General features: G+C 46.9%; 6 protein-coding genes and 1 other RNA gene. 6 read left to right on the top strand and 1 reads right to left on the bottom strand.

Translation table 11 applies throughout. The annotated features are described in order from the left end of the window. Positions 1-22: 22 nt before the first annotated feature. Both QUA20_RS15525 and QUA20_RS15520 read left to right on the top strand, forming a co-directional pair. On the top strand, positions 23-2,227 hold the full coding sequence (locus tag QUA20_RS15525) for a tetratricopeptide repeat protein (RefSeq protein ID WP_333189695.1): 2,205 nt from the start codon (positions 23-25) through the stop codon (positions 2,225-2,227). A 105-nt stretch (positions 2,228-2,332) separates the two neighbouring features. Then, positions 2,333-3,025 (top strand): response regulator transcription factor, encoded by a 693-nt coding sequence (locus QUA20_RS15520; protein WP_172187699.1) that lies wholly within the window; start codon positions 2,333-2,335, stop codon positions 3,023-3,025. A 117-nt stretch (positions 3,026-3,142) separates the two neighbouring features. Here QUA20_RS15520 and hemG read toward each other — a convergent pair whose 3' ends face one another. Continuing rightward, entirely contained in the window at positions 3,143-4,603 is a 1,461-nt protein-coding gene (gene hemG, locus QUA20_RS15515; protein WP_333189694.1) for a protoporphyrinogen oxidase, read from the bottom strand. Between the two features lie 844 nt (positions 4,604-5,447). Between hemG and QUA20_RS15510 the strand changes: the two genes are divergently transcribed. From QUA20_RS15510 to rnc, 4 genes are all read left to right on the top strand, one after another. Further along, positions 5,448-9,683, top strand: a complete 4,236-nt coding sequence (locus QUA20_RS15510) for a PAS domain-containing protein (RefSeq protein ID WP_333189693.1) — start codon at positions 5,448-5,450, stop codon at positions 9,681-9,683. Between the two features lie 76 nt (positions 9,684-9,759). Further along, positions 9,760-10,944: a magnesium/cobalt transporter CorA gene (gene corA / locus QUA20_RS15505; RefSeq protein WP_333189692.1), complete on the top strand. Its 1,185-nt coding sequence runs from the start codon at positions 9,760-9,762 to the stop codon at positions 10,942-10,944. A gap of 323 nt (positions 10,945-11,267) precedes the next feature. Beyond that, an RNA gene (gene rnpB / locus QUA20_RS15500) (RNase P RNA component class A) lies at positions 11,268-11,694 on the top strand. 370 nt (positions 11,695-12,064) lie between these two features. Then, on the top strand, positions 12,065-12,787 hold the full coding sequence (gene rnc, locus QUA20_RS15495) for a ribonuclease III (protein ID WP_333189691.1): 723 nt from the start codon (positions 12,065-12,067) through the stop codon (positions 12,785-12,787). Positions 12,788-12,827 lie beyond the last annotated feature (40 nt).

The following is a 12,827-nucleotide window of genomic DNA, read 5'->3' as shown; positions in this document are numbered from 1 at the left end:
AATCTAAAATCGCCAGACTCTGATGTCTATTCCTTCCCAAAAAGTTTCTAGCTCCAACAAGCTGATCTACCAACGCTTGAAACAGGCGATCGACCTCAATTTACGCCGTCAAATTTTTATTGCCGCCTGCGACGACTTGTGCTTGCGGGACTGTCTGGCAGCCCGCTTGCAGGCAGAATTAGTTGCAGAGAGCGCAGGCTCCAATCCTCGCTCCCCGATCGACTACCCCCGATTTGTCAGTTTGGAACTCGACTTGAGCGATCCAAATCCTTGGGCTTCGATCGCCGCGTGGCTGACCCAACACCCACCGCCCCAAAACAGGGGCAGCTACAGCCGTTTGCCGGGATTCCAAATTATCGGGGCAGAACACCTGACCAGGCACTCAGCATCCGTGCAGTGGTCGTTCCTGAGCTATTTGAGGGACATCGAAGCAAACCTGCAATTGTGCGAGTCTACTCTGTTGCTGTGGGTGTCGCGCCCTTGGCTGAGTTCGATCGAGCAGTCGGCCCCGGAATTTTGGCACTGGCGAACCGGAGTATTTGAGTTTGAAGGCGAACCAACTCCAGCTAAGGGAGACTTCGGGCACTCCAAAGATTTGAGAAACTGTCAGGACAACGGAGACTCCGGCGACAAACTTGTAATATCTTTTCTGTCTGGACAATCCCCAATTCCCGATTCCCCATCCCCAACTCCCGATTCCCCATCCCCAATTCCCGATTCCCCATCCCCAGCGCCAGATTCTAAATCCGTCGAACTGGCAGATTTGGTGCTAGCAGCGACCTCGCAGGAGTTGGAAGCAGAAAATAATGCCGCATCGGAGGACAATTTTCTGCCGCTGCAAACCTTGCAATACATCGAACTGCTGCAAGAACATCAGTGTTGTTGCGAAGCATTGGCTTTGGCTTATCACAGTTTGGGGAATTACTACCGCGATCGCATTCTGGACGGAGACGCTTCTGAGCAAAACCTGACAATCGCCATTGGCGCGATCGAACAAGTGATTGCGTACCTCGAACTTGACGCTAACTCGCAGCAAAATCAACCACCAACCGAAGAATGCGCCCGGCTGATTGCCCAATTGACACAAAATTTAACTCAGTACGCCCAACAGTCCTACAGCCTACCCCCAATTTCCGATCTGCTCAACGATCTCGGCACTCTCTACTGGATGCTGTCGCGCGATCGCACGCAGCATAACGCCTCAGATCCGGTATCCTGCCTCGAACGCAGCATCGCCCTCTACCTTGAAGGTTTGAGGCGAACAGATGCCGAGAGCGCACCCCAAACCCGCGTTAGATTAAACAAAAATTTGGGAATCGCCTCGGCAGATTTAGCGCGCTATCGAGACAAGACAGAAAACTTGCAGCAAGCAGTTGCAGCTTACCAACAAGCGCTGCAGGATCTAGACCCCGCCGCGGAACCCCAGCAGTACGCTGCTGCTCAGAATAATTTGGCGACAGCATACTGGAATTTAGCCCAAGATGGTCAGCCGATCGTCTACCTCAAAAGCGCGATCGTAGCTTACACCCAAGCCCTTTCCTGCTACAGTCCCCAACGAGAACCCCTCAACTATGCCGGAGTGCAAAACAACCTCGGTACCGCCTACTGGAACCTCGCCCAGCACGAACCCTCAGAACCCCTGCTAGTCACGGCGATTGAGGCCTACCGCGAAGCATTGAAATACCGCACCCGAGAATTAGTACCCGCAGCAGCCGCCGCCACCTACAATAATCTCGGTACCGCTTATTGGCATTTGGCGAACCAGTTTCAGCAAAAACAGGCGCGGACGGAATCTTTGCAGCAGGCGATTACCGCCTACCAAGCCGCCCTGGATATCGCCGCAGAGATCGATCGAACGCAACTCACCTTTGACACCTTGGCCGCCCGCAACAATCTCGGACTAGCCCACTATCAACTAGCCACAGACCCAGATTTCGCCCTCAACAAAGCCGCACAGACAAGCCATCTAGAAGCAGCCCTGCACCACCAGTTGCAAGTGTGCGCCGAATGGGGACAACATCTCAAGGACAAAGGGTTAACATATGGGGATAAACTCAGCCTGCAAGCCCCAGCAAACTCCCAAGCTGCTGATTCCCGGCAAACAGCATTGAGCTATATTGTCAAAACGATTAGAGCTTTCTATAGTGAATGTGGGCTGCCTGGCCAAAATTTAGCCTTATCCAAAGTTCCCGGAGATTTATTGCCTGAAATCTTGCGTAGGTTATAAATATGGCTATAACTATTAAAAGCTCAATTTTTTCGAGATTTGTATCCAGTTTTCTATTATTATGGCTGAATATTCTTGCCAAATTCTTCAAGCAAACTTGTGGTCATGGCCCCTGTAAAAATCCTTGTGGTTGATGACGACCCGGCAATCCGAAATTTAATTCAGCGTTTTTTGAGCCAGCAAGGTTATCAAGTTGAGTCTGGCGAGGACGGTCAGACTGGTCTGGAATTATTTGAGCAACTCAATCCTGACTTAGTAGTTCTAGATGTAAATTTACCCGATACTACTGGCTACAAACTGTGTCAAGAAATGCAAAGACGCACGGGCGTGTTTGTGTTGATGCTGACCAGCCGAACCGATGAAGCTGACAAAATGAAAGGGTTTGCCGAAGGTGCTGACGACTACATTACTAAACCTTTTAGTCTTGTAGAGATTGGAGCTCGCGTGGCAGCAATTTTAAAGCGCAAGCGCATTGTTACTCCCGCCGAACAACAAAGTCTTACCTTTGGAGAGCTACTAATTGATCCGGTTCGCCGCGAGGTAATTATCGGCAGTCAGATAGTTGCTTTGACTGCTTTAGAATTCGACCTGTTGTACTGTTTGGCCAGCAAACCCGGTCGCGTGTGGAGGCGATCGGAATTGCTGCATGAAGTGTGGGACTACGAGTATGTAGGAGCCGATCGCGTGGTGGATGTTCATATCGGTCAAATTCGCCGCAAAATTGAACCAGATGCCACTCAAATATCGATGATTCAAACCGTCCGGGGGGTGGGTTACAAGTTTGAGCCAACAACCTAGTACCATTCGCCAAACGTCCGCCGGAACACAAGGCAGAAGGCTGTATAGGGGCGGGTTCACGAATATCTCTGATTAACATACTCGATATTTGTAAACTCGCCCTCCCCACGCAATAATTCAGATCGATCGAGTATCTGATTCGTGGTTCTGCAAATACTCGCGCACTTCTAGCGCACGCTCAAAACTCCTGCGCACGCAATCTCCCAAAGCCACGCCGCCAAAGTAGTTGCTGCACAAATACACCCCTGGCAAAGATTTTAAGCCCCGATCGATTTGTTGCAGGCGATCGAAATGCCCCAGATTGTACTGAGGAATTGCCCGCTTCCACAGCTTCACCGTTAAAACTTTTGGCTGTGGCACATCTGGTTTCAGCAAAATCCGAGACAAATCTCGGTGCACCTCCCGAACGATTTGTTCTGAGTCGAGATTGCCAATTTCCGAGTCTGTTGCCCCGCCGATGTAACTCGTGAGAGTTTGCCAACCAGCAGGCGCGCGATCGGCAAATAAACTCGATGTCCAAATCGTTCCGAGAGTGCGAATTCCCTGCCCCCTCGGAATTAAATTTCCAAAACCTACTAATTTACCCTTGACATCCGACTGCGGGTAGGCTAATACAACGGAGGCAACCGTAGGATAAGTAAAAGCTTGTAAAGCGCTGCTAACTTCCGGTTGCAGAGGCTGCAACAAATCGGCTGTAACGTAAGCCGGCGTTGTCAAAACCACGGTGCGCGCCTCAACTTGTTGGGGCCCATCGGGCGTGGAAAATTCAGCAATGTAAGTTTGGCGTTCTGTACGCTGGAGGCGAGTCAATTGCCAGTTGAGTTTCAGTCGATCGGCCAATTGAGCAGCGATCGCCTCTGGCAGAGCACTCAACCCCTGTTTAAACGAACCCAACTCCCCCGGCTTAGTCTTAGGCACATTCGGGTCAGCAGGCATTTTCTTCGGTCTTTTCCTAGCAGAAAGCAGCGCCCCCGCCACCAGCCCGCCACCCACATCAGCCATCTTCGTTACCCGCCCAAAAGCCGCCGCCGCGCTAAGTTGTTGCGGATCGCCCGCATAAACCCCAGAAACAAAAGGTTCCACCAACCGCTGCATCACTTCCGTCCCCAGATGACGGCGGAAAAATTGAGAAACAGTTTCCTCGTCACCCTGCTGCGAAAGTCGATCGCCCATTGCCGGCGCGACAAACCCCAAAGCCCCGAACAGCGCCCGCAGTTTCCCCGGAAAACTCAGCAACTGAGACTGAATCATCGCCGGTGGAGTCATCGGCACCGGTTGCAGCTTATTTTGCCAATAAACAAAACGAGGCAATTTGTGGTCGGCAAAAATCAACTCCTGCTTCAATCCCACATCCACAGCCAACTTCATCAATTCCGCAGTCGGTGAAAAACTGTTCGGGCCCTCCTCCCAGAGAAACCCCCCCGCTGTCACAGTTGTGATGTTCCCGCCCACACGTCCCTGACTCTCAGCGACTAAAATCTTCAGCGAGGATGCACTCGTTGCTTCCTTGTGAAGTGCGTGCGCCAAACTCAAACCGCTAATACCCGCACCCACAATCAAGGTATCTAATAGTTCCATGTTACATATAAAAATATCGCAATCTTTATGTTACATGGCTTTGCACGGCTTGCGTTCTTTGCGGAGCGTACTGCAAAACCGCTTTCAGATTACCGAATTGCGAATTGCGAATGGGGAATCGGTAAGCTATCCCGCATTTCTCAAGCATTTTTCTCGAAGGTTATCGATTAACCTCTCCCCGTCTCCCCTTCTCCCCATCTCCGTTTTGTATCCGCTGGGTCTGGTTTAAAAAAAGAGCAAATGCTCTAATTAAGCTATATTTCCAAAAATACTATTTATTGAAAATTTTTGTATTATAGGGAACTGTGCCGAAAATTGCACTAGGAAACGCAGCAGTAAAGTGCGAAAAAAGAATTGAGTGGGTTAAACTAACTTTAGGAAAATTTTACAGCTTAACTTGCAAGTCAGCACCCCGCTCTGAAGAGATGGGGCTTCCTGCCCTAATCAAAAGAGAGAGTTGACCACATATCGTCTTAACTGATGACGTTATCAAAAATATGGGTGTTAGTGCAAGCTGCTATGCGATCGCGGGTGAAATGTTTGAAACGGTAATTGTCCCGTGGAAAGTAGATCACAAAAGTATTAAGCGACCAAGTAGTCCCCCTGTAACAATAATTAATATTCAAGGCGGTTAAAACTGCCTGATGTGTGTTTCCTCGCCTAGTCTACTCACATCTTGCACCATTCTTAAGAACAGGCTTTCCGGCCTGTGAAGCGAAGAGTTAATTTCTTGTGGGGTGGGCAGGAGAGCCCGCCCATAAAAACTTATTGAAAATGGTGCAACGTATGAGCCTAAAGACACGAGGTTTCCACACTCCTAAGCTTTTCTCATGAAAAAATACCCATGCAGGAAGTTATCAACTCGTTTCAGTCTTTTTTCTCTAACTCTGTTGATGCTTTCCTAGAGTGCGATCGACAGCAAAAGTACCTATCTATCAATCCTGTTGCTGCTGCTTGGATGGGATTAGATCCTGCTGAAATAGTCAACAAAACTAATCAGGAATTATTAAAATTATATCCCAATAATGCTGCTCTTAAAAATATAATCTTGCAGGTTGATTCCTGCCTGCAACAAGTATTTATAAGCGGGGAAAAAAGGCTGGCAATTCATGAGGTTACGGCGGCAGACGGCGGGATTAAAATTTACGAAACTGCTTACACGCCAGCGGTGGATGCCTCTAGCAACCAGATGCGGGTTTTGGGCGTCGGTAGAGATATCACCAGGCACTACCGCTGGCAGCAGCAGAAAACTCAACAGTTGCGCCGATCGAACCATTTACTGTGGTTGAATGCAGCTAACACTCCCCTGGCAATGGTGGGCTGGGATGAAGATTTTCGGATCGTTGAGTGGTCTAAACGCGCCGAGGAAATCTTTGGCTGGACATCCGATGATATGATGGGCAAGCAGTTCGGCGATTTAGATTTGGTTTGCGACGAAGATAGAGAAGCTGTAAGCGCGATCGAACTCGAACTAGCCACCGGCAACGGCAATACTTCAATTAACCGCAACTATACTAAAAGCGGACAGGTAATTTGGTGTCGCTGGTTCAACTCGATTATTCGCAGCGGCGAGACTTTTACCGTGCTTTCTTTGGTGGAAGATATCACCGATCGCAAACGGTTGGAAGCAGAAAAAGCCCAAGCTTCTCGCCTCACAGCAATGGTAGCCGATGTCGGTATTGCCCTCACCAAACACCCTCAAGATATCCTGCTTCCCTGCTGCGAGGCAATGGTGCGGAATCTCGATGTCGCCTCTGCAGAAATTTGGACTTTCAACTCTCAATATAATGTTTGGGAATTGCAAGCAGCCTCGGGAATCTACGGCCGCACAGACGATCGGGCTAGCTTTATTGAAACTAAGGTTAACTCGATCGCCAAAAAGCAAAAACCGGAATTTGACTGCGGATTTGAACTGAATAATTTTGGACTCCCAGAGGAAGAATCCGCGAAAGAAACAGCGGCACCCAGTTCCGAAGTAGCAATTATCGACACCACTCACAAGCCGGACAATTGCCCAATTCCCAAGCAAATTCTCACCTTCGCCGGCTACCCTTTGATAGTCGAAGAACGCCTGGTAGGAGTCATGGTAATTATCAGCAGCCAGCCGCTGACAACACCTTTTCAAGAAACTTTAGCATCGGTTGCCGATGTCATTGCTTTAGGCATCGAACGCAAGCGTGCAGAAGCTGAATTAAAATCAGCTAGAGGGTTCCTCAATTCCGTAGTAGAAAATCTGCCTGTGGGAGTTTTTGCTAAAGATGCTTCTTCGCTGAAATTTGTGCTGTGGAATAAAGCGGGAGAAACGATCGCAGGTGTTACCTCTCAAGAGGCGATCGGCAAAAATGACTACGATATTTACCCCAAAGAACAAGCTGATGTTTTTACTGCTCAAGACAGGGAACTATTGACCGGCGATCGCAACCAATCTACTGTTAAAGACATAGCCGAAGAGCCGATTCAAACTCGCCACAAAGGTATGAGAATACTGCACACCCGCAAAGTGCCAATTCTCGACGCCGCAGGCCGTCCTCAGTACGTTTTAGGTATTACTGAAGATATCACCGAACGCAGGCAGGTAGACGAAAGCGTGCGCCTCTACGACCAAATTGTCGAGAATATGCAAATTGGTTTGTACGTCTACCATTTGGAAAATATAGACGATGACAGCACCCTCAGGGCGATCGCCTCGAATCCCGCTGCTACCCTGTTTACCGGATTAGAAATGGCCGACGTTTTGGGCATGACAATCGACGAGATTTTTCCCCACCTGCGATCGAAAAACATTCCCCAAGCATTTGCTTCGGTAATTCTGGGCCAAAAAGCCGTAGAAATTGAAGATATTGACTGCGATGAAGGCGGCCGAATAACTCGCGCTTTTTCTATTAAAGCTTTTCCATTACCCAACAACTGCGTCGGCGTTGCTTTTGAAAATATTACTGCTCGCAAGTGCCTGGAAGTAGAACTGCAGGTAGCTTTGGAAAAAACCGAACGTTCCGAACAACTGCTGCGCACAGTAATAGACAAAACCAGTGACTGGATTTTTGCCAAAGACAAAAATTTTCGCTATATTTTGGCAAACAAGAGTTTCGCTCAAGCAATTGATAAAACAGCCGAAGAAATCATTACCCAATCTGATTTAGAATTAGGATTTTCAGAAGAGCTAGTGTTTGGAAATTTAGCCAAAAATATCCGAGGATTCCGCACAGACGACTATGCTGTACTCGCAGGCGAAATCATCCACAATCCCTGCGAGGCGGCCACTGTTGCAGACGGTTCAGTACATATTTTTGACACCCAAAAACTTCCCCTGCGCGACGCTGAAGGCAATATATTTGCAGTGCTAGCTTTCGCTCGCAATATTACAGAACGCCATGAATCGGAAGCAGCTTTGCGCCGCAGCGAAACCAGATTTAGGTCTTTGGTAGCGAATATTCCCGGAGTGGTTTATCGCTGGCAATGCGATTTTTCGACAAGTTTTATTAGCAATGCCGTTTACTTACTAACGGGCTACCCTGCTGCCGATTTTATTTCGCCTTTGAACAGGGGAGGTAGGGCTTTTGCTAGCATTATTTACCCGGAAGATTTGGTAAAAGTAGAAGCCACTATTCAGCAAGCAATAGAAAACAAACACTCTTATAACTTGGAATACCGCTTGCTAGCAGCAGACGGCACGGTTAAATGGGTGTGGGATAAAGGTTCTCCTGTGTTCGACGCAGATGGGAACGTTTGCTGTTTGGATGGGGTGATTGTTGATATTAGCGATCGGTACTACGCCGAGGAAGCATTGCGCCAAAAAACTTTAGAGTTAGAAGCGGTTTTTCGCGCTTTACCTGATTTGTATTTTCGACTAGATGCTGACGGTATAATCGTGGATTATTTGTCAGGTACTTCCTCAAATTTATACGTACCTCCCGAACATTTTATGGGCCAACGAATGACAGACATATTGCCACACAATGTCGCCTGCCAATTTGCCCAAGCAATCTTTGAAATTTCCGAAACAAGAAATTCAATCGACATAGAGTATTCGCTTTCCATGTCGGAAGAAGAAAAAACTTATGAAGCCAGACTGTTGCCGTTTAATTCAGATCAAATTATTATTCTAGCCCGCAATATTACCAAGCGCAAACAAGCCGAATCTCAATTAAAACATAAAAATCGCCAGCTAGAGCAAGCATTGAAACAATTAGGCAGGACTCAAGCTCAACTAATTCAAGCGGAAAAAATGTCGGGTTTGGGACAGCTAGTAGCGGGAATTGCTCACGAAATTAATAATCCTGTCAGTTTTATCTACGGCAATATCATTTACGCTAGCGAGTATGCTAAAAACTTGCTGGAACTGTGCAGTTTGTATCAAGAACATTACCCGGAACCTGTTTCTTTGATTGCGGAGTTTGCTGAAGAAATAGAATTCGAGTTTATGAAAGAGGATTTCCCGAATTTGCTGACTTCAATCGAAACCGGAGCCGAGCGAATTCGCCAAATAGTTCTGTCTTTGCGCAACTTTTCCCGCCTGGAAGAATCAGATATTAAGCGTGTTGATATCCACGAAGGAATAGACAGTGCTCTGCTGATTTTGCAGCACAGACTGAAAGAAAATGGCAGGAATCGTAATATTGAAATAGTTAAAGAATATGGAAATCTGCCATTAATACAGTGCTATGTCGGACAGTTAAATCAAGTTTTTATGAATATATTAAGTAATGCCATTGATGCTTTGGCAAATGTCAGGAATAGAAAGTTAGAATTGGTGAGTTCTTCGGATGCGGAACGGCAAGATTTTCCGACTTTACCTTTAAGTGGCGACGCATTGCCTTGGATTCGGATTCGCACGGAGGTGTTGGAAAACAATCGGGTTGCGATCGCAATTTCAGATAACGGTTCGGGAATGGCAGAGTCTGTTAAGTCTCGGATATTTGACCCGTTTTTTACTACTAAACCAGTGGGCAAAAATACTGGTTTAGGACTGTCTATCTCGTATCAGATTGTGGTGGAAAGGCACGGAGGTACACTGCGCTGCATTTCCGCGCCGGGAGGGGGAACTGAATTCGCGATCGAGATTCCAATTCGGCAGAGGTAATTGGTAATTGGTAATTGGTAGTCGCACGAGAAAAATGATAATCTAATTAAAGGTTCTAAAAGTCAGGAATATTAGCATGGTATCCAAAAGCATACATACTTCTAGTGCAGTTGCAAAAACAATTAAAGATGATGATGATGATGATGATTCCTACGTTGACTATTTTTATGACGTTCCGGGGTCTCCGCCGGGAACTCTCGACTTACCAATCGATGCGCCGCCTCCCGAGATTATATTAATTGACTATTGCGAGACAGCAGCTACTCGCACCACATTAGCCAATCCTCAAGAAGCTGCTGCGTATTTAGATACAGCATCTGTTTCTTGGGTTGATATGTTGGGATTGGGAAATAAAGAAACTTGGCATCAAATGGGCGAAGTGTTTGATTTGCATCTGGTGGCTCAAGAGGATGTGGTTAATGTACCCCAGCGCCCTAAAGTTGTACATTACGAAAATCATATTTTAATCATTGCCTGGATGGTGATGATTAAGCCGAATTCAGAGAATTTTCACAAAGAACAAGTTAGTTTGCTTTTGGGTAAACATTACCTGCTAACTGTTCAGGAAGAACCGGACTATGATTGTTTTGACCCCGTGCGCGATCGCATTCGTAAAGCACAAGGAAGTATTAGAAAACACGGCTCAGATTATCTGGCTTATACTCTCTTAGATTCGATTATAGATGGATTTTTCCCAGTATTAGAAGTTTACGGAGAGCGCATTGAAGAACTAGAGGATGAAGTGGTGGTGAACCCCACCCGCAAAACCCTGGAAAAAATTTATAAAATCCGGCGAGAATTGCTGACGCTGCGCCGCGCCATTTGGCCGCAGCGGGATGCAATTAATGTTTTGATTCGAGATAGCAGTGATTTGATTAGTCCAGAGGTGCGAATTTACCTGCGCGACTGTTACGATCACACGGTGCAGGTGATGGATATGGTGGAAACCTATCGAGAGTTGTCTTCGGGTTTAATGGATGTTTATCTGTCATCGGTGGGCAATAAAATGAATGAAATTATGAAATTGCTCACAGTAATTTCTAGTATCTTTATTCCTCTAACTTTTGTGGCGGGAGTATACGGGATGAATTTCGATACAGAAAAATCGCCTTTCAATATGCCGGAACTGAATTGGTATTTTGGATATCCGCTTTGTTGGGCACTGATGCTAGCTATCGCCTCGGCTTTAGTTTACTTCTTCTGGCGGCGGGGCTGGTTTGATAATTTTTCTACTGTGGTGAAAGATGACTCAGTAAAGTAACCGGATTTAAGACTTGAGGTTTGAGATTTTGGGTTGAGGATTGAATAATTCAAAATCCTGTGAGGTAAAAAGGTTTCCTTGCCCTAGTTGAAGCCGTCTCATAAACCCTTGCATCATAATTCCCAAATTTTTCCGCCTCCAGATTCATCCGTGAGTGAATTTAAGGGGACTTGCATGACAATTTAGTTGTTGCGCGGGCTTTCCCGGACACCGCACAAGAGTTTGAATAAACACAAATGTCCAAATTAACTGGGCGACTTAAAATCGTCAATCTCAAATCCCAAATTGATTGACGAACGATCGCGTACAATAAATCTGGGGAAAAAGTAGGCGCAGGCGGTTGCGGATTAGCGAAAGCTTGTCTGAGGAAAGTCCGGGCTCCCGAAAAACCAAACTTGCTGGGTAACGCCCAGTGCGAGCGATCGTGAGGATAGTGCCACAGAAAGATACCGCCCCCCGATTTGAGATTTGAGATTTGAGATTGCATCAAAAATCGAGCATCAAAAATCGCAAAGTGTTAGGGGGTAAGGGTGCAAAGGTGCGGTAAGAGCGCACCAGCAGCATCGAGAGGTGCTGGCTAGGTAAACCCCAGTTGGGAGCAAGGTCGGAGGGACTACGGTTGGTTTTTTACCAGTTCTGTTTTTTGGTACCGCTTGAGGCGTCTGGTAACAGGCGTCCCAGATAGATAACTGCCCTCGAAAACTGCTTGCAGTTGAGAGAACAGAACCCGGCTTATGTCCGACTTTTTCCCCACCCAATTTTGGGTAAGGTGCTTGTTGCCAGACTTGTCAAGGTGTCGTTAACGTGTTTGCGTCATCGTAACCGTTGAGCTTTGTTCTTGAAATGTTATTTATTGCTAATCGTCTATCAAATGAAGAAGATTTCTCGATCGCCCGAAGCAGAGATTTCCAGCGTTTGAGGCACTTCTCGATCTCCTTGACAGAGCGGACTACAAGCACCCGGAGGACTATTTAGTTTTTTAATGGAAAGCTTTCTAGTGATATGAATCTGATACCATTTACAAAAAAGAATGGAATTTTAGACAAGCTCCAAGCCCGGAGAGTCATGCGTAATTCCCAATTATAAAATCTAAAATCTAAAATCTAAAATCTAAAATGGTATGATTTATCCGGGTCGCCAAAAGCAACTTGAAACATTAATTCAAAAATTGGGACTGCCAAAGAATGCTGCGATCAAATGGCATCTCCTCGATTTAGCTTTAACTCATGCGAGCGCGTCAGCTAAGGCAAATTACGAGCAACTAGAGTTTGTGGGGGATGCAGTTGTGCGGCTGGCGGCGTCGGAATTGTTGTTTGAGACTTATCCCGACTGTACAGTGGGCGAATTTGCTGCTATTCGATCGATCTTGGTGAGCGATCGCAATCTTGCTAAAATCGCTGAAAGTTACGGGTTCGATCGCTATTTAATTGTTTCCAGCAGCGCCGCCTCGGACAAAACAGGCGCTGAACCCCGACTGGCCGATGCTTTGGAAGCGGTACTGGCTGCGCTTTATTTGAGTACCCAGACGTTAGAATTAATTCGCCCTTGGCTAGATTCTCACTTTCAACGGTTAGCGACAGAAATCCGCAGCGATCCGGCCCGCCAAAACTACAAAGCTGCTCTCCAAGAATTGACTCAAGGGAAATACAAAACTTTGCCCAAATATAGCGTGCAAGAAACCGGGACAGTGCAGGGCGGGGAAGATCGTTTTACAGCAGAAGTTCTCGTTCAGGGAAAGTTGGTAGCAGAGGGAAAAGGTCGATCGATAAAAGCGGCGGAACAAGCAGCGGCTCAGGCAGCTTTCAATAAATTAGTTGGTAGTCAGTTGACTGTTGACTGTTGACTGTTGACTGGTGTTATCAGTTATTGGTTATTTGTTAGCT

It is taken from the genome of Microcoleus sp. Pol7_A1 (assembly GCF_036701085.1).
Taxonomy (GTDB): domain Bacteria; phylum Cyanobacteriota; class Cyanobacteriia; order Cyanobacteriales; family Microcoleaceae; genus Microcoleus; species Microcoleus asticus.
The sequence above is the reverse complement of the archived record's forward strand: the minus strand, read 5'-3'. Positions and strand labels throughout refer to the sequence as shown.

Coding starts and splice junctions, on each gene's coding strand:
- QUA20_RS15520 (WP_172187699.1), top strand. CDS start 2,333: ATGGCCCCTGTAAAAATCCTTGTGGTTGATGACGACCCGGCAATCCGA.
- hemG (WP_333189694.1), bottom strand. CDS start 4,603: ATGGAACTATTAGATACCTTGATTGTGGGTGCGGGTATTAGCGGTTTG.
- corA (WP_333189692.1), top strand. CDS start 9,760: ATGGTATCCAAAAGCATACATACTTCTAGTGCAGTTGCAAAAACAATT.
- QUA20_RS15510 (WP_333189693.1), top strand. CDS start 5,448: ATGCAGGAAGTTATCAACTCGTTTCAGTCTTTTTTCTCTAACTCTGTT.
- rnc (WP_333189691.1), top strand. CDS start 12,065: ATGATTTATCCGGGTCGCCAAAAGCAACTTGAAACATTAATTCAAAAA.
- QUA20_RS15525 (WP_333189695.1), top strand. CDS start 23: ATGTCTATTCCTTCCCAAAAAGTTTCTAGCTCCAACAAGCTGATCTAC.